The 16002-nt window shown below is 75.8% G+C and carries 17 protein-coding genes; 7 read left to right on the top strand and 10 right to left on the bottom strand.

Annotated elements, in window-relative coordinates; genetic code table 11:
* Window positions 1–8: 8 nt before the first annotated feature.
* Window positions 9–1220: an MBL fold metallo-hydrolase gene (locus tag ACI79E_RS19760; RefSeq protein WP_456934278.1), complete on the bottom strand. Its 1212-nt coding sequence runs from the start codon at window positions 1218–1220 to the stop codon at window positions 9–11.
* A 116-nt stretch (window positions 1221–1336) separates the two neighbouring features.
* Between ACI79E_RS19760 and ACI79E_RS19755 the strand changes: the two genes are divergently transcribed.
* Window positions 1337–1492, top strand: a complete 156-nt coding sequence (locus ACI79E_RS19755; RefSeq protein WP_456934277.1) for a hypothetical protein — start codon at window positions 1337–1339, stop codon at window positions 1490–1492.
* Between the two features lie 19 nt (window positions 1493–1511).
* On the opposite strand, the gene ACI79E_RS19750 is transcribed toward ACI79E_RS19755, so the two are convergent.
* Complete coding sequence (locus ACI79E_RS19750; RefSeq protein ID WP_456934276.1) at window positions 1512–2819, bottom strand: Rieske 2Fe-2S domain-containing protein; 1308 nt, start codon at window positions 2817–2819, stop codon at window positions 1512–1514.
* A gap of 158 nt (window positions 2820–2977) precedes the next feature.
* Between ACI79E_RS19750 and ACI79E_RS19745 the strand changes: the two genes are divergently transcribed.
* Together ACI79E_RS19745 and ACI79E_RS19740 are read left to right on the top strand one after the other, a co-directional pair.
* Window positions 2978–3370: a DUF485 domain-containing protein gene (locus tag ACI79E_RS19745; protein ID WP_456934275.1), complete on the top strand. Its 393-nt coding sequence runs from the start codon at window positions 2978–2980 to the stop codon at window positions 3368–3370.
* Window positions 3363–5009, top strand: a complete 1647-nt coding sequence (locus tag ACI79E_RS19740) for a solute symporter family protein (protein WP_456934274.1) — start codon at window positions 3363–3365, stop codon at window positions 5007–5009. The genes ACI79E_RS19745 and ACI79E_RS19740 overlap by 8 nt, the downstream gene beginning before the upstream one ends.
* A 164-nt stretch (window positions 5010–5173) precedes the next feature.
* Here the strand turns inward: ACI79E_RS19740 and ACI79E_RS19735 are convergent, their stop codons facing one another.
* The 3 genes from ACI79E_RS19735 to ACI79E_RS19725 form a co-directional block, all read right to left on the bottom strand.
* The gene (locus tag ACI79E_RS19735) at window positions 5174–5404 is read right to left on the bottom strand and encodes a hypothetical protein (protein WP_456934273.1); all 231 of its coding nucleotides are present in this window, start codon (window positions 5402–5404) and stop codon (window positions 5174–5176) included.
* A 121-nt stretch (window positions 5405–5525) separates the two neighbouring features.
* Window positions 5526–6386, bottom strand: coding sequence for a manganese catalase family protein (locus ACI79E_RS19730; RefSeq protein ID WP_456934272.1), 861 nt, complete (start codon window positions 6384–6386; stop codon window positions 5526–5528).
* Window positions 6387–6534: 148 nt separating this feature from the next.
* On the bottom strand, window positions 6535–7287 hold the full coding sequence (locus ACI79E_RS19725; protein WP_456934271.1) for a sensor histidine kinase: 753 nt from the start codon (window positions 7285–7287) through the stop codon (window positions 6535–6537).
* A 65-nt stretch (window positions 7288–7352) separates the two neighbouring features.
* Between ACI79E_RS19725 and ACI79E_RS19720 the strand changes: the two genes are divergently transcribed.
* The 3 genes from ACI79E_RS19720 to ACI79E_RS19710 all read left to right on the top strand — a co-directional run bounded on the left by ACI79E_RS19720 (window position 7353) and on the right by ACI79E_RS19710 (window position 10549).
* Entirely contained in the window at window positions 7353–8039 is a 687-nt protein-coding gene (locus ACI79E_RS19720; protein WP_456934270.1) for a response regulator, read from the top strand.
* A gap of 84 nt (window positions 8040–8123) precedes the next feature.
* On the top strand, window positions 8124–9224 hold the full coding sequence (locus ACI79E_RS19715; RefSeq protein ID WP_456934269.1) for a saccharopine dehydrogenase family protein: 1101 nt from the start codon (window positions 8124–8126) through the stop codon (window positions 9222–9224).
* Complete coding sequence (locus ACI79E_RS19710) at window positions 9221–10549, top strand: glutamate mutase L (protein WP_456934268.1); 1329 nt, start codon at window positions 9221–9223, stop codon at window positions 10547–10549. Before ACI79E_RS19715 ends, ACI79E_RS19710 begins: the two co-directional genes overlap by 4 nt.
* A 97-nt stretch (window positions 10550–10646) precedes the next feature.
* Here ACI79E_RS19710 and ACI79E_RS19705 read toward each other — a convergent pair whose 3' ends face one another.
* Genes ACI79E_RS19705 through ACI79E_RS19695 form a run of 3 tightly spaced genes read right to left on the bottom strand, consistent with a single transcriptional unit; the run spans window position 10647 to window position 12634 of the window.
* A complete protein-coding gene (locus ACI79E_RS19705; protein WP_456934267.1) occupies window positions 10647–10859 on the bottom strand; it encodes a PH domain-containing protein in 213 nt (70 codons plus the stop codon).
* A gap of 3 nt (window positions 10860–10862) precedes the next feature.
* The gene (locus tag ACI79E_RS19700; protein WP_456934266.1) at window positions 10863–12128 is read right to left on the bottom strand and encodes a PH domain-containing protein; all 1266 of its coding nucleotides are present in this window, start codon (window positions 12126–12128) and stop codon (window positions 10863–10865) included.
* Complete coding sequence (locus ACI79E_RS19695) at window positions 12125–12634, bottom strand: PH domain-containing protein (protein WP_456934265.1); 510 nt, start codon at window positions 12632–12634, stop codon at window positions 12125–12127. Before ACI79E_RS19695 ends, ACI79E_RS19700 begins: the two co-directional genes overlap by 4 nt.
* 54 nt (window positions 12635–12688) lie before the next feature.
* On the opposite strand from ACI79E_RS19695, the gene ACI79E_RS19690 reads away from it, so the two are divergent.
* Entirely contained in the window at window positions 12689–13018 is a 330-nt protein-coding gene (locus ACI79E_RS19690) for a rhodanese-like domain-containing protein (RefSeq protein ID WP_456934264.1), read from the top strand.
* 21 nt (window positions 13019–13039) lie between these two features.
* On the opposite strand, the gene ACI79E_RS19685 is transcribed toward ACI79E_RS19690, so the two are convergent.
* Window positions 13040–14644: a long-chain fatty acid--CoA ligase gene (locus tag ACI79E_RS19685; protein WP_456934263.1), complete on the bottom strand. Its 1605-nt coding sequence runs from the start codon at window positions 14642–14644 to the stop codon at window positions 13040–13042.
* 94 nt (window positions 14645–14738) lie between these two features.
* Entirely contained in the window at window positions 14739–15947 is a 1209-nt protein-coding gene (locus tag ACI79E_RS19680; protein WP_456934262.1) for a cytochrome P450, read from the bottom strand.
* Window positions 15948–16002 lie beyond the last annotated feature (55 nt).

The following is a 16002-nucleotide window of genomic DNA, read 5'->3' as shown; positions in this document are numbered from 1 at the left end:
GGGTGCCGCTACTGGCGGCGGGCCACCAGCCAGGACGCCGCCCGCGCGAGCACCGAGCTGCCCACGCCGGCGTCGCCCTCCTCGCCCGGCTCGTCGACGGCCGAGCCGACCGGCGTCCACCAGTCCTCCAGCGGCGGCGGTGCGAGCACGTCGACCCGCTCACCCGGCCGCGGCACGGCCACCTCCACGCCCGAGCGGCGGGCCGCCGCGCACAGCCGCTGCACCGGCTCGGCCCAGCGGTGGAAGGCGAGGTTGAACGTCGCCCAGTGGACCGGCACGAGCAGCCGGCCACCGAGGTCGCCGTGGGCGCGGACGGCCTCCTCGGGCGTCATGTGGATGAACTGCCAGGCGTCGTTGTAGGCGCCGACCGGCAGCAGCGTGAGGTCGAAGGGGCCCAGCCGGGCGCCGATGCCGGCGAAGGCCGGGGTGTAGCCGGTGTCGCCGCCGAAGAACACCCGGTGCCGCGGGCCGGCGACGACCCACGAGGCCCACAGCGTGGTGTCGCGGGTGAGGAACCGGCCGGAGAAGTGCCGCGCCTCGGTGCAGGTCAGCGTCAGGCCGGCGACCTCGGCCGCGTCGTCCCAGTCCAGCTCGACGATGCGCTCCTCCGGCACGCCCCAGCCGCGCAGGTGCGCGCCGATGCCCAGCGGCACGACGAACGGCGCGGTCTGCGTGCGCAGCAGCTCGCGCACCGTCGGCAGGTCGAGGTGGTCGTAGTGGTCGTGGGAGACCAGGACGGCGTCCACCGGGGGGAGCTCGGCCAGCGGCCCCGGCGCCGGGTGGAGCCGGGTGGGGCCCAGCAGCGGGGACGGCGAGACCCGCTCGCCCCACACGGGGTCGACCAGCACCCGGCGTCCGTCGACCTCGACCAGTGCGCTGGAGTGGCCGAACCAGGTGACGGCCAGCTCCCCGGCCTCGGCCGGCAGCTCCGGGTGCGCCAGCGGCACCGGCCGTGCGGGCAGGCCGGTGTGCCGCTCCTCGTGCATCTGCCGCAGCAGCCCGCGCCGGGCGCTGGCCGGCGGCAGCTGGGGGGTGGTCAGGCGGTTGTGGAACCGGCCGCCGGCGAACTGCGGGGAGCCCGCGGCGTAGGCGCGCACCTCGCGGCGGCTGGCGCCGAGGGCGGTGGGCAGACCCCACGCGGCGCGGGCGACCCAGGCAGCGGGACCGGCGAGGGTGGCGACGAGGGCGAAGGCGGTTCGGCGGGCGGAGGCGGACGGCACGACCGCCAGCATCCCAGCCCGCGGACCGCCGAGGCGCCGATCAGGGGTCGGCGTCCCCACGGCCCGCCGCGCGTCCGGCCTTGCCGCTGCGGCACGCCCGCCCGACGATGGGCACCGTGACGCCGTCGTCCGCCGGTGGGCCGGCAGCCGAACCGGAGGGCGGGGACCCGGCCTGCTGGCTGCGGCGGGTGTGCCCCGCCTGTGGCCGCCTGGCCGACGAGGACCCGCCCACCCGGTGCCCCGACTGCGGGGAGCTGCTGCCCGCCGAGTGAGCGTGGCGGGGGCCCGGGCTCAGGCGACGCCGCGCAGCCGGGGGACGGCGTCGGCGAAGTCGCACAGCGCCTGCCGCAGGGCCACCCCCAGCCGGTCGGCCCGCACGTGCAGCTCCTCGCGCAGGTCCAGGGGCAGGCCGCGGCCGGGCAGCAGGGCCTGGACGGCGAGGTCCTCGGCGAGCACCTGCCGCTGGATGCCGACCTCGCGGGCGACGTCGTCGGGCCAGGGCAGGCGCGCGCCCGGGCCCGCGGACAGCAGCATCCGGGTGTAGACGCGGGTCGAGTCGGCGTCCTCCGGCTGCAGCAGGCAGAGGACCGTCGTCACGGCGCCGGTCTCCGGGGAGTCCAGCCGCAGCCGCAGCTGGAACGGGGCCCGGAAGGTGTAGGTGGCCCGGCGCCGGACCGGCGGGCCGTCGATCCCGTCCGGGTGGTGCGGCGTCTCGTACGGCCGTTCGAGGGCGGCCCGGAACCCGCCCGGCTCGGGGGTCACCTCGAACGGCGGGACCTCGGCGTCGTCCGGCCGGCCGCCGATCCGGCTGTGCACGAACGGGGCGTGCGCGACGTCGAGGAAGGTGTCGGCCAGCGGCCCGGCCGGTCCGGGCGAGCGCACCGGTGGCAGCCAGGTGCTCACGAACCGCCGGTCGCCGTCCTCGGGCACCTCCAGCGGCACGTCCCGCGGCTGCGCCGGTGCCAGCCAGACGACGCCGAGCCGCTCGCGCACCGCGAACGCCGGGGGATCGGCCTCCAGCCCCTCCTCCGTGCGGCGCAGCAGCCAGGTGCGGCCGAGCAGCCGGACCTGCAGCCAGCCGCCGGCGCGCAGCTCGCTGGACAGCGCCACCGGGTGCCAGGCGTGCTCGAGGGCCGGTTCGAGGTTGCCGAAGACCGGCCCGCGGGGCTCCGGCGGCGGCGGTGCCGGCTCCGCGGCGGTGCCGGCGGAGGGCCGCGGCGGGACGGCGGCGGCGGTGCGCTCGGGAGCCAGCCAGATCCAGCCGTGCCGCTCGTCGACGGCCCACGGCACGGCCAGGTCGGCGCGCGGGGGCGGGGTGCCGTCGCCGCCGAGCGAGGGGACCGACGTGCAGCGGCCCTCACCGTCGAACCGCCACCCGTGGTACGGGCACTGCAGCCGGCCCTCGCTCACGGTGGCCGTGGCCAGCGGGACCAGCCGGTGCGGGCACCGGGCGGGGAAGGCGCTCACCTCACCGCCGGGCCGCAGCCGGACCACCACGTACGCCCGCCCACCGGCGCCCACCGGCACCGGCGTCGTCCCGACCTCGCTCGCCCGCGCCACCGGGAACCAGCCCGTCGACGTGCCTCCGGATGCAGCCATGACCCATTGCAGCGTCGGCGTGTTCCCGCACCGTTACGCCTGTCGGACGGTCGTGCGACACGGATCGGTGTCGATGGGGAGACGCGGGGGTGTGCGCTGCCTACAGTGACCCCGATCACGCTTCCGCTGGTCACTGGTCCGACAGGGGAGGACACACCGTGACAGAACCAGAACGCAGGCTGCTCACGCCGGAGGAGTACCGACAGGCGCAGAACTCACCGGAGTTCACCGAGCTGAAGCGGCGTTTCCGGCGGTTCGCCTTCCCCATGACCGTGGCGTTCCTGGCCTGGTACCTGCTCTACGTGCTGCTGTCGACCTACGCGCCGGACTTCATGGCCACGCGGGTGTTCGGCAACGTCAACCTCGGCATCCTGCTGGGCCTGGCGCAGTTCCTCACCACGTTCGTCATCACGCACCTGTACGTCGCGCACGCGGACAAGCGGACCGACCCCATCGCCGACGAGATGCGCAACCGGCTGGAGCACCACGAGTACGCGCCCGGCGCCTCCGGCCCGGACAGCTCGCTGAGCGGGGGTGCGCCCCGTGGCTGACACCCTGCTCGCCGCCGACAGCGCGACGATCGGCAACCCGGCGATCAACATCTCCATCTTCGCGGTCTTCGTCGCGGTCACGCTGGTCATCACGTTCCGGGCCAGCCGCACCAACAAGAGCGCCGCGGACTACTACGCGGCCGGCCGCAACATCAGCGGCACCCAGAACGGGCTGGCCATCGCCGGTGACTACCTGTCAGCGGCCTCGTTCCTCGGCATCGCCGGCGCCATCGCCGTCTTCGGCTACGACGGCTTCCTCTACTCGATCGGCTTCCTCGTCGCCTGGCTGGTGGCGCTGCTGCTGGTCGCCGAGCTGATGCGCAACACCGCCCGGTTCACCATGGCCGACGTCCTGGCCTTCCGCATGCGGCAGGGCCCGGTGCGGACGGCGGCGGCGATCTCCACGCTGGCGGTGTCGCTGTTCTACCTGCTGGCGCAGATGTCCGGCGCGGGCGGTCTGGTGACCCTGCTGCTGGGGGTCACCGGCGAGGCGGCGCAGGCCCTGGTCGTCGTCCTGGTGGGCGCGCTGATGATCATCTACGTGCTCGTCGGCGGCATGCGCGGCACGACCTACGTGCAGATCATCAAGGCCTCGCTGCTCATCGCCGGCGCCCTGGTCATGACGCTGTGGGTGCTGGCGAAGTTCGGCTTCAACCTGTCGTCGCTGCTGGGCGGCTCGGTGGACAACGCGGTGGCCGGGCGCGACGTCCTGGCGCCGGGTGCGCAGTACGGCGCGACCAGCACCTCGAAGCTGGACTTCGTCTCCCTGGGCCTGGCCCTGGTCCTCGGGACGGCGGGCCTGCCGCACGTGCTCATGCGCTTCTACACCGTGCCGACGGCGAAGGACGCCCGGCGCTCGGTCGTGTGGGCGATCTGGCTGATCGGCATCTTCTACCTGTTCAGCCTGGTCATCGGCTACGGCGCGGGCGCGCTGGTCGGCCCGGAGACGATCACCACGGCGCCCGGCGGGGTGAACTCCGCGGCGCCGCTGCTGGCCTTCGAGCTCGGTGGCACGGTGCTGCTGGGCATCATCGCCGGCGTCGCGTTCGCCACGATCCTCGCCGTCGTCGCGGGCCTGACCATCACCGCGTCGGCGTCCTTCGCGCACGACGTCTACGCGTCGGTGCTCAAGAAGGGCAACGTGCCGCCCAACGGCGAGGTGCGGGTCGCCCGCATCACCGCCGTCGTCATCGGCGCGATCGCCATCGGGCTGGGCATCCTGGCGCTGCAGGCCGGGCTGAACATCGCCTTCCTCGTGGCGCTGGCCTTCGCCGTGGCCGCCTCGGCGAACCTGCCGACCATCCTCTACACGCTGTTCTGGAAGCGCTTCACCACCCAGGGCGCGCTGTGGTCGATGTACGGCGGGCTGATCGCCTGCATCGTCCTGATCATCTTCTCGCCGGTGGTGTCCGGTGCGCCGATCGTCGAGGCGACCGGCAAGAGCACCTCGCTGATCCAGGGCGTCGACTTCTCCTGGTTCCCGCTCAACAACCCGGGCCTGGTCTCCATCCCGCTGTCGTTCTTCCTCGGCTGGCTGGGCACCGTCCTGTCCAAGGAGCGGCCCAACGAGGAGAAGTGGGCGGAGCTGGAGGTGCGGGCGCTCACCGGGATCGGCGCGGAGAAGGCCGTCCAGCACTGACGGGACCCGGTGCCCCCACCGCTCGCGAACTCGCGGCGGGACCCTGCACGGGGCCGTTGCGGTGGGGCCCGGGACGGGGCCGTGCCAGCACGTCACCACGGCCGGGTCGAGGCGCGCGTCCCCTGGGGGGCGCGCGCCTCGCGCGTTGCCGGGGCGGACGGCGGTCAGGCGGCGGCTCGGGCCGGGGCGGTGTCGGGCGCCAGGACGGCGTCGACGGCGGGCGCGACGGGAGCGGGCGAGACCCCGGCGCGACGGTGGCGCACGGCCCAGCGGGTGACCAGGCCGGCGAGGACGACGAGACCGGCCACGGCGTGCTCGCCGGGCGCGGTGACCGCCACGGCGACGGCCGCGGCGTAGACCACCGTCAGCAGGACGGCGGGGAGGGACAGGTGCACGGTGCTTCCTCCGGGGGTGGAGGCGTCCCGCCGGCCGGCGGCCAGGTCGTCGAGGACCCGGCCACCGGCGCGGCGACGGCGCAGGACGGGGTGGATCAGCTGCGGGACGGGGCGAGCACGCTCACTTGAGCATGTCCTTGGCCTTCTGCAGCATCGACTGCCCCGGCTGCTGGGGCGTCGGGAACAGCCGCGGGTCACCCGGGGGCAGGATCGGCGCGTCGGCGGTCGCCTCGATCGGCCGGGCGGAGAACTGGCCGCGGCCGTCGACCGACGGGCCGGACGCCCAGCGACCGGCGGCGGCGTCGGGGCCGTCGGAGGCGTCGATGAAGGTGTAGCCGAGGTCGCCGACCTCCTCCTCCAGCGGGAACGCCTCGGGCACCGGGATGCCCTCCAGCCCGTCGTCCTTGAGCTCCTCGCACGCGGCCAGCCACTGCTGCTGGTGGTAGTGGTCGCGGGTGATGAGGAACCGCAACATGTCCTTGACGCCGGGGTCGTCGGTCATGTTGTAGAGCCGGGCCACCTGCAGCCGGCCCTGCATCTCGGCCGTGGCGTTGTACATGAAGTCGGCCATGAGGTTGCCGCTGGCGGTGACGTAGGCACCGGTCCAGGGGTTGCCCATGCTGTCCATGTACGAGGCGCCGGCGCCGTTGACGATCGGGTGCTGCGGGTTGTGCTGCCCGTACCCGGCGGCGGCCTCCTTGGTGCGGTCGGCGGCGTCCGGCTTGAGCGGGATGTGGTCCAGCAGCCGGTCGATCATCGTCACGATCATCTCGACGTGGGCCAGCTCCTCGGTGCCGATGGCGAGGAGCAGGTCCTTGTACTTGCCGGGCAGCCGGCAGTTCCAGCCCTGCAGCAGGTACTGGGTGGCGACGGTCATCTCGCCCCACTGCCCGCCGAGGATCTCCTGCATCTTGCGGGCGAAGTCCGGGTCGGGGCCGTCGGGCTTGGCCTCGTACTGCAGGGCGTGGGTGTGCGTGAACATGTGCGTGTTCTCCCTGGCGTCGTCGCGACCACCGCCGATGCGGTGACACCAGGGACCTGCCCGCGCCGGGTGGCCCGCCCGTGCCGAGCGGTGGCCCCCCGGTGCCAACCTGCGCGGCCGGACGACGAGGCCGTGCGCGGCCGCGTCCTCAGCGGTCGGGCAGCTGCACGGTCAGCGTGAGCGCGCCGCCGCCGACGTCCCACACGACCCGCCCGCCGAGCTCCCGGCTCTGCCGTCGCACCGACCACAGACCCAGGCCGGTCAGGTCCGGCGGCGGCAGGTCGGCGCCGAGGTGGCCGATCAGCCGCTCGGGGCGGGCGACGGCCTGGGTGAGGGCGAGGTCGACCCAGCCCGGCCGCCGGGTGACCGCCAGCTGCACGGGGGCGCCGTCCCCGTGGCGGTGGGCGTTCTCCAGCAGGTTCACCAGGATCCGCTGGACGCGGGCGTCGGCGACCCCGACGTCCTCCGCGCCGGCCTCGAAGCGCACGGTCAGCTGCTCCGGGGGGAGGCCGGCGGTGGCGGTCGAGACGCGGACGACGTCGCCCAGCGTGCGGGCCCCCCGGCCGCGGGAGATCGCCCCGCCGGTGGCCGTCGCGGTGCGCAGCATCGACGACAGGTGGGCGGTCTGGGCGCGGGCCAGCTCCAGCAGCTCGGCCGGGTCGGCCGCCTGCCCCGAGGCGCTCGCGCCCCGGCCGAGCGACCCGAGCACCGCCTCCAGGGAGGCCAGGGGGCTGCGCATGTCGTGGCACAGGGCCCGGACGACCGCGTCCTCGGGACTCGGCGCCCCCTCGTCGGGGACCTCCGGCCGGCGGTGGGGCAGGTGGGCGCGGACACGGGAGAGCAGGTCGGCGAGCAGCCGGGGGCAGGCGTGCGCGGTCGAGGGGTTGGCGGCCAGGGTCATGGGCACCTCCGTCGTGCGGTCCGGTCAGCAGCGCGCCGGGCGCAGCGACCGTGGGGAGATCTCGCGTGACCGACGCCGGGGCTGGGCGCCGTCCTGTCGACGTCGTGCTCGTCGACGACCACCCGCTGTTCAGCCGCGGGCTGGCTCTGCTGCTGCCCGAGGTGAGTGACGGGCGGGTGAGGGTCGTGGGGACGACGGATGACGCCTCGGCGGCGGCTGCGCTGGTCCGCCGGTACCACGCCGACGTCGCCGTGATCGACCTGCACATGCCGCCGCCGGGCGGGACGCGGGCGATCGCCGCGGTGCGCCGCGCGGACCCGATGGTCCGGGTCGTCGCACTGTCGGGCTTGGCCGAGGCCGACGGGGCCATCGAGGCGCTGCGCGCGGGCGCGGCCGGCTTCCTGCCCAAGACCGCCGACCCCGAGGCGCTGGTGCGGCCCCTGCTCGCCGTCCTCGACGGCTGGTCGGTGCTGCCGGAGGACCTGCTGCGCCGGCTGCTCGAGGACGCCGCCCCGACCGGCGAGCAGGGCATCGCCGAGCAGTTGACCGCCGACGAGCGGCGACTGTGGCGGCTGGTCGCCGACGGCGCCAGCACGATGGAGATCGCCACCACGCTGCACGTGTCCGAGCGCACCGCCAAGCGCCTGGTGGCCCACCTGCTGCGCAGCCTCGGCGTCGCCACCCGGGTGGAGGCGGCCGCGCTGGCCGGCCGGGTGAACCTGGAGAAGGGCACCGGTGGCCTGCAACGGTGAGTTGCGGGAGGCAACCGGTCCAGGGTGCATCGGCGCCCCGCTACCCGACCACCTCGATCAACACGCCTGGCTAGGGTCGGCCCGGTGAGCGCGCGGATCGTCCTGCTCGGTGCGACCGGCTACACCGGGTCCCGGACGGCGGAGGCCATGACCGCCCGCGGCGCCCGCCCGGTGCTCGCCGGGCGTGACCCCGTCCGGCTCGCGGCGCTGGCCGACCGGCTCGGCGGGCTGGCGACCGCGCGGGCCGACGTCACCGACCCGGAGTCCGTGCGCGCCCTGCTCGGGCCCGGCGACGTGCTGGTGAGCACCGTGGGCCCGTTCCTGCGGCTCGGGGCCGCGGCGGTCGAGGCCGCGGTCGACGCCGGCGCGGTCTACCTCGACTCCACCGGCGAGCCGCCGTTCGTCCGGTGGGTGTTCGACGACGCCGGGCCGCGGGCGGTGGCCACCGGCGCCGGCCTGGTGCCCGCCTTCGGCCTGGACCACGTGCCCGGCGTGCTCGCCGGCGCGCTGGCGCTGGTGGAGGCCGGCGACCGCGCGGACCGCGTCGACGTCGGGTACGCCGTCGACGGCACCTCCGGGCGGGCGTTCTCCCGCGGCACCCTCGTCTCGCTGGCCGGCGTGCTGCTCGAGCCCGGCTTCGCCTTCTCCGGCGGGCGGGTGCGGGAGGAGCCGGCCGGCCGGCGGGTGTGGCGGTTCCAGGCGGCCGGGCGGCCCCGCCGCGGCCTGTCGGTGGGCGGCTCGGAGCACCTGACCCTGCCGGGGCTCGCGCCGGGGCTGCGCGCGGTCGGTGTGTACCTGGACTGGTTCGGCGCGCTCACCCCGGTCGCCCACGCCCTGGCCCCGTTCGGGCCCACCGCCGGGCGGCTGCCCCTGGTCCGCCGGGGCGCGCAGCAGCTGGCCGCACTGGTCGGGACCCGGGTGGCGGAGGCGCCGTCGGAGCGCACCCTCGCCGAGGCGCGGACCCGCACGGTGGCCGAGGTCCGGGACGCCGCCGGCGCGGTGGTCAGCCGCGTGGAGCTGACCGGCCCGGAGCCCTACGGCCTGACCGCCGAGCTGCTCGCCTGGGGGGCCGTCCAGGCCGCCGGGCACGGGCTGCGGGGCGCCGGCGCGCTCGGCCCGGTGCAGGCCTTCGGGCTGGACGCGCTCACCGCCGGTGCGGCCGCGGCCGGGCTGCACCGGGCATGAGCCGCGTCGTCTGCGTCGACATCGGCTCGACCTGGACCAAGGCCGCGCTGGTGGCACTGCCCGACGGCCGGCTCGTCGCCACCGCCCAGGCGCCCACCGACCGGGCGGACGTCGTCCGCGGGGTGCTCGCCGCGACCGCCGGCCTCCCCGCCACGCCGGTGCTCGCGTGCTCCAGCGCCGGCGGCGGACTGCGGCTGGCGGTGGTCGGCTACGAGGAGCTGATCAGCGCCGAGGCCGGGCACCGGGCCGCGCTGTCGGCCGGTGCCCGCGTGGTGCACGTGGCGGCCGGGCGACTGACCGGCGAGGACGTGGCGCGGCTGGCGGCAGCCGAGCCCGACGTCGTCCTGCTGGTCGGCGGCACCGACGGCGGGGAGGCCTCCGTGCTGCGGCACAACGCGGCCGTCCTCGCCTCGGCCGGTGGGCTGCAGGGTCCCGGCGCGAGCGGGCGGGTGCTGGGGGGCGGCGGGGTCCTCCGGCGGACCGTGCCGGTCGTGCTGGCCGGCAACGCCGCCGTCCGCGACGAGGTGGCCGCGGTGCTGCGGGACGGCGGGCTGCCGGTGACCGTGACCGACAACGTGCTGCCCGACATCGGCCGCCTGGTGCCCGAGCCGGCCCGCGCGGCGATCCGGGCGGTGTTCCTCCGGCACGTGATCGGCGGGGACCGGCTGTCGGCCGACCCGCGGCTGCGGGAGTGGGTGCGCACGGTGACCCCCGATGCCGTCCTCGTGGGGGTGGGCGTGCTGGCGGGGGTCCGGTCCGGCGGCCCGGCGCCCGGCGTCGTCGTGGTGGACGTCGGCGGCGCGACCACCGACGTCCACTGCGTGCCCGACCCCGATGCCGAGCAGGCGACGCTGGGCCGGGCGGCGGTGGGCGTCCCGGCCGCGCGGCGCACGGTGGAGGGCGACCTCGGCGTCGCGGCGAGCGCCGGGGCGCTGCGCGAGGCCGCGGCCGCGGAGGAGGTGCCGGTGCCCGGCGACGACCCGCTGGACCTGGGCGTCGCGGCGGCCACGATCGCGCTGCGCCGGCACCTGCGCGCCGAGGCGGCGTACGGCCCGGGTGGCGCGGGCGCGCGGACCTGCGGCCTGGTCGTCCTCTCCGGCGGGGTGTTCCGGCACGCCGCCCCGGATGCGCTGGCCGCCGCGCTCCCGCGGCTGGCCGCCGACCGCGGGGGAGCGGGCAGCGTGCTGGCCGGCGCGGACGTGCTCGTGGACCGGCGGTACGTGCTGGCCGCGGCCGGCCTGCTGGCCGACGGGCACCCGACGGCCGCCGCCGGGCTGGTCGCCACGCTGTCGGCCCCGGAGGCCGGCCCGCCGGCCGGGCGGTGACAGAGGACCCCGCGCCGCACGGGCCGCGGACGTGGTCCCGGCACACCGGGCTCGTCCTCGGGGTCTGCGCGACCGTGGGCGCGGGCACCCACAGGGGTCAGGGGGCGAGGGTGGCGGCCCACGTGCCCGACGACGCGTCCGCGGTGAACCCGGCGACGTCGTCGGCGGCCATGTCGACGGCCGCGTACCCACCGCTGCCCGCCCCGACGCAGGCCACGACCGTGGCCACCCCCTGCCGGCGCTGGAACACGCTCTGCCGCACCTGCCAGCCCACGACGGCGCGCCGCTGCAGCACCGCCTGCTCGCGCACCAGTCAGCCGCTGCGCACGCTGAACGTGCGGGGACCCGCCGTGTGCCCGAGCGCGCGGTAGCGGCCGACGCCCATCGGGACGCCGAGGACGGTCAGTGCGGCACCCGCGGCCAGCAGCCACCACCAGCCGGAGGTGGCCGTGGTCAGGGCCCCGGCGGCGGTCAGCAACAGGCCGGGGAGGACGGCGCGGACCATCCGCCGGCGCCGCGCCGCGGGCGGGTGGGCGACCAGCGGGCCGGGGTCGTCGACCAGGCGGCGCAGCAGCGCCTCGGCCTCCGCCCGCGGGCCCAGCGGCAGCAGCTGGCCCCGCCGGCTGGCCTGGCCGAGGCCGGTGACCAGCGCGTTGACCCGGGCCGCGCGCACCCAGCGCATGCCCAGCCCCTCGCTGAGGGTGCCGCCGCGGATGCGGTCGACCTCCAGCTCGGTGTGCCGCCGGGTCAAGAGTCCGCGGACGGCGACCAGCGTGCCGCCGCGCCGCACCAGCCGGAAGCGCCAGTTGACCAGTGCGGCGCCGACCACCGCCGCGAGGGCCAGCAGCACGACCGCGAGCAGGCCCGCGACCACGACGACCTGGACGTCGGAGAGGTCCGGGCCGTCGAGCTCGGGGACGAGCCCGTCGGGCAGCTCGTCGAGGAACCGGAACAGCGTGCCGACGGCGGCCACCGGGACGACGAGGTAGCTGCCGACCAGCGGTGCGTACAGCAACCAGCGGTTGTCGAACCGGGCGAACTCCTCCTCGCGGACCTCCTCGGCGACGCCGTCGACCGGTGCGGGGGAGCCCTCCGGGGCCGTGCCGCGGCGGGCCAGCAGCGTCGCCCGCAGCCGGTCGCCCTCGGCGCGCGGCACGCCGTCGACGACGACCTCCTCCTCGTTGACGCCCACCGACCCGGCCGCGGCGTCGATGCGCACGCGCACCAGCCCGAACACGCGGTGCAGCAGCGGCGTCTCGACCTCCACGCCGCGGATGCGGTCGTTGGGCACCGTGCGCACCGACCGGGCCAGCAGCCCGCGGGTCACGACGACCGCCGTCGGCCCGTCGGCGTAGCTGAACCGCCACCAGCTGAGGGCGGCGGCCGCCAGCGACAGCGCGGTGATCGCCACGGCCAGGACGACGACCGTGGTCAGCCCGTCGTCGAAGCCGGTGACCGCGGCGACGGGGATGAGCACCGGCACCAGCTGCCGGGCCTGCCGGAAGGTGGCGGTGTGCACGGCCACGATCCGCGGCGAGGTCCGCCGGGCGGGCGGCGCCGGGGCCGGGACCGCGGTCACGTCGCCTCGTCGCGGACCAGTTCGGCGCGGCGGGCGAGGTCGTCGGCGACCCGGGCGGCGACGTCGGCCTCCAGGTGCCAGACCCGCACGGTGCCCTGGCTGGAGGCGGTGAGCACCGCGACGGTGGCCAGGCCGAACAGCTGCTGCAGCACCCCGCGGGTGACGTCGACGGTCTGGATGCGCGACACCGGCACGAGCGTCCAGGTGCGGGTCAGCCAGCCGGTGAGGGTGTAGACCGCCTCCTCGGTGACCTCCCACCGGTGCACGCGGTGGCGGAACCACGGCCGGATGCCGATCGCCACGACCGCGTAGCCGACGACCAGCGCCGGCAGCACCCAGCGCAGCACCGGCACCGGCCCGCCGACCGGGACGAAGAGCACGAAGGCCGCCACCAGCGCGCCGTAGACGAGCGTGCCCAGCACCCCCTCGGTGACCCACAACCCGATCGCGGAGCGGGACAGGGACCACGCCGGGTCCCGCACGGGGGTGGTCGCCTCGGTGCTCATCGCGGCCATCCTCGCAGCCGGGCGCCCCGGGACCGTGTGCATCATGGGTGCGTGATGCCGATGCAGGTCCCGACCGTCCCCGCCGTCGAGCTGCCCGAGGACGCCGTCGTCCTCGACGTCCGGGAGGACGACGAGTGGGTGCACGGGCACATCGAGGGCGCGACGCACATCGCGATGGGGGAGGTGCCGGCCCGGCTCGACGACCTGCCCGAGGGCGACCCGCTGTACGTCGTCTGCCGCAGCGGCGGGCGCTCGGCGCGTGTGGCCGCGTGGCTGAACGCCAACGGCTTCGACGCGGTGAACGTCGGGGGCGGGATGGGCGAGTGGGAGGCGGCCGGCCGGCCCCTGGTCAGCGAGACCGGCCAGCCGCCCTTCGTGCGCTAGGGCCCGGGGGCGGGGCCTCCCTCAGCTGTCCAGGGGGAACTCGGCGAAGCGGGCGCGGAGGTCCTTCTTCGAGAACTTGCCGACGCTGGTCTTGGGCACCTCGTCGATGAACGTCACCGCGTCGGGCAGCCACCACTTGGCCACCTGCGGTCGGAGGTGTTCGAGCACCTCGTCGGGGGTCATCTCCTCGCCCTCCTTGAGGACGACGCAGGCCAGCGGACGCTCGTCCCACTTCGGGTGCGGGATGCCGACGACCGCGGCCTCCTTCACCTTCGGGTGGCTCATGATCGCGTTCTCCAGGTCGACCGAGCTGATCCACTCGCCGCCGGACTTGATGAGGTCCTTGGTGCGGTCGGCGATGCGGATCGAGCCGTACTCGTCCATCGCGGCGACGTCGCCGGTCCGCATCCAGCCGTCGGGCGTGGACAGCTCCACCCCGGCGTCGGGGTTGTAGTAGTCCTTCGCGCACCACGGCCCGCGCACCTGCAGCTCACCGGTGGCCCGGTCGTCCCAGGGCTGCGGCTCGAAGGTCTCGGCGTCGACGATGCGCGCCTCCACCCCGAGGAACGGGATGCCGGCCCGCGCGCGCTGGGTGGCCTTGGTCTCCTCGTCGGCGTCCAGGTAGCGGCGGGGCAGGATGCCTGACGAGGCCACCGGGTGGGTCTCGGTCATGCCCCACGCCTGCAGGATCGCCAGGCCGACCTGCTCGCGGTAGGCCTCCGACAGGGCCTTGGGCACCGCCGAGCCGCCGCAGCCGATCTCCCGCAGCCGGTGGGACCGGCCGGCGAGGTGCGGCAGCACGCCCTGCCAGATCGTGGGGACGCCGGCGGTGAAGGTGACGCCCTCCTCCACGATCAGGTCGGCCAGCGCCTCGGGCTGCATCATCGGGCCGGGCATGACCAGCGAGGCGCCGGCGGCGGGGGCGGCCTGGGCGATGCCCCAGGCGTTGGCGTGGAACATCGGCACGACCGGCATCGCGACGTCCTGGATGCCCAGGCCGAAGGCGTTGGGCGCCATCACGCCCATGGTGTGCAGCCAGGTGGAGCGGTGCGAGTAGACGACGCCCTTCGGGTTGCCCGTGGTGCCGGACGTGTAGCACATCGAGGCGGCCCGCCACTCGTCGTCGACGTGGAAGTCGACCGGCGACGCCTCGGCCAGCAGCGCCTCGTAGTCCAGCACCCGCGGGTCGTCGGGGATCTCGTTGGAGCCGCCGTCGTCCATGACCACCACGTGCCGGACCGTCTTCATCGTGTCGACCAGCGGCCACAGCAGCGGCAGCACGGTGCGGTCGACGAAGACCACCTCGTCCTCGGCGTGGTTGGCGATGTAGGTCAGCTGCTCGGGGAACAGCCGGATGTTCAGCGTGTGCAGCACCCGGCCGGTGGACGGCGCGGCGAAGTACAGCTCCAGGTGCCGCTGGCTGTTCCACCCGAACGTGCCCACCCGGCCGTCGGCGCTGATGCCCAGGGTGTCGAGCACCCCACCCAGCCTGCGGGTCCGCTGCGCCCACTCCGCGTACGTCGTCCGGGTGATGCCACCGGGCCCGGCCGTGGCGATCGTGCCGTCGCCGTAGTGCTGCTCGACGTGCCGGAAGATCGCATCGATGGTCAGGGGGTACTCCTGCATCAGCCCACGCATGGTGGCGATCGTGCCAGTGACCCCGCTCACCTTCTACCGGTCCCACCCGAGGGGCAGAAATGGCCATTTCTGCCCCTCGGGGTCAGCGGGTGAGGACCACCGGCAGCTGCGCGAGGCCGCGGATGACGAACTCCGGACGCCGCGCCGGCTCCCCGCCGAGCTCCAGTCGCGACGTGCGGTCGAGCAGCGCCCCGAAGGAGGCCTGCAGCTCCACCCGGGCCAGCGGGGCGCCGATGCAGAAGTGGACGCCGGCGCCGAAGGTGATGTGCGGGTTGTCGGTGCGGCCCACGTCGAGGGTCTCCGGGTCGGCGAAGACGGCGGGGTCGTGGTTGGCCGATCCGAGCAGCGCGGCGATCTTCTGACCCTCGCGCACGGTCGCCCCGGCGATCTCGACGTCCTCCGTGGCGGTGCGCTCGAACAGCTGCAGGGGCGAGTCGAAGCGCATGAGCTCCTCGATCGCCGTCGGCAGCAGCGCCCGGTCCGCCCGGAGCCGGGCCAGCTGGCCGGGGTGCCGGAGCAGCGCGAGCAGCCCGTTGCCGGTGACGTTGACCGTGGCCTCGTGGCCGGCGTTGAGCAGCAGGATGCAGGTGGTGACCAGCTCGTCCTCGGTGAGCCGGTCGCCCTCGGTGTCGCGCACGGTCACCAGGTGGCTGACGAGGTCCTCGCCGAGGTGGCGGCGCCGGTCGGCGGCCAGCTCGCGCAGGTAGGCGACGAACTCGCCGGCGGCCCGCTCGGCGGCCTCCTCGACGGCCGTCGTCCGCCCGTACTCGTACATCTTCACGATGGCGTTCGACCACGGGCGCAGCAGCGGACGGTCGGCGTCCGGCACGCCCAGCAGCTCGGCGATGACGTCGACCGGCAGCTGCTCGGCCATGCCCGAGAGCACGTCGACCGGCTCCGACCCGCCGGAGCGCGCCACCAGGTCGTCGACCAGCCGCCCGGCCAGCTCCTCCACCCACGGCCGCAGCCGCTCCACGTGACCGCGGGCGAAGGCGGCGCTGACCAGCCGCCGCAGCCGGGTGTGGTCCGGGGGCTCCATCTCCAGGATGGCGTTGCGGTGGATGAGGTTGAAGTCGCCGAACCGCTCCGCCGGCTCCCTGTCCCGCCAGATCCGGCCCAGCCGGCGGTCGCGGAGGACGGCGTTGGCCTCCGCGTGGGTGAACGCCAGCCACAGGCCCAGCTCCTCGTGCCACTGGACCGGTGCGGCCGCCCGCGCCCGGGCGAACGCCGGGTAGGGGTCGGCGACGACGGCGGGGTCGGTGAGGTCGAGCAGGGGGGCGGTGCTGGTCATCCCCGGAGCCTAGGGAAAGGACCCCCTCGCCCCCCACCACTCGCAGGCTCGTGGC

The sequence above is a fragment of the Geodermatophilus sp. SYSU D00079 genome, from assembly GCF_054050635.1.
The sequence above is the reverse complement of the archived record's forward strand: the minus strand, read 5'-3'. Positions and strand labels throughout refer to the sequence as shown.

Excerpts from the sequence above, each read along its gene's own strand:
- ACI79E_RS19750 (WP_456934276.1), bottom strand. The coding sequence starts at position 2,819 with ATGGCTGCATCCGGAGGCACGTCGACGGGCTGGTTCCCGGTGGCGCGG.
- ACI79E_RS19725 (WP_456934271.1), bottom strand. The coding sequence starts at position 7,287 with ATGACCCTGGCCGCCAACCCCTCGACCGCGCACGCCTGCCCCCGGCTG.
- ACI79E_RS19680 (WP_456934262.1), bottom strand. The coding sequence starts at position 15,947 with ATGACCAGCACCGCCCCCCTGCTCGACCTCACCGACCCCGCCGTCGTC.
- ACI79E_RS19730 (WP_456934272.1), bottom strand. The coding sequence starts at position 6,386 with ATGTTCACGCACACCCACGCCCTGCAGTACGAGGCCAAGCCCGACGGC.
- ACI79E_RS19690 (WP_456934264.1), top strand. The coding sequence starts at position 12,689 with ATGCCGATGCAGGTCCCGACCGTCCCCGCCGTCGAGCTGCCCGAGGAC.
- ACI79E_RS19710 (WP_456934268.1), top strand. The coding sequence starts at position 9,221 with ATGAGCCGCGTCGTCTGCGTCGACATCGGCTCGACCTGGACCAAGGCC.
- ACI79E_RS19695 (WP_456934265.1), bottom strand. The coding sequence starts at position 12,634 with ATGAGCACCGAGGCGACCACCCCCGTGCGGGACCCGGCGTGGTCCCTG.
- ACI79E_RS19685 (WP_456934263.1), bottom strand. The coding sequence starts at position 14,644 with ATGCAGGAGTACCCCCTGACCATCGATGCGATCTTCCGGCACGTCGAG.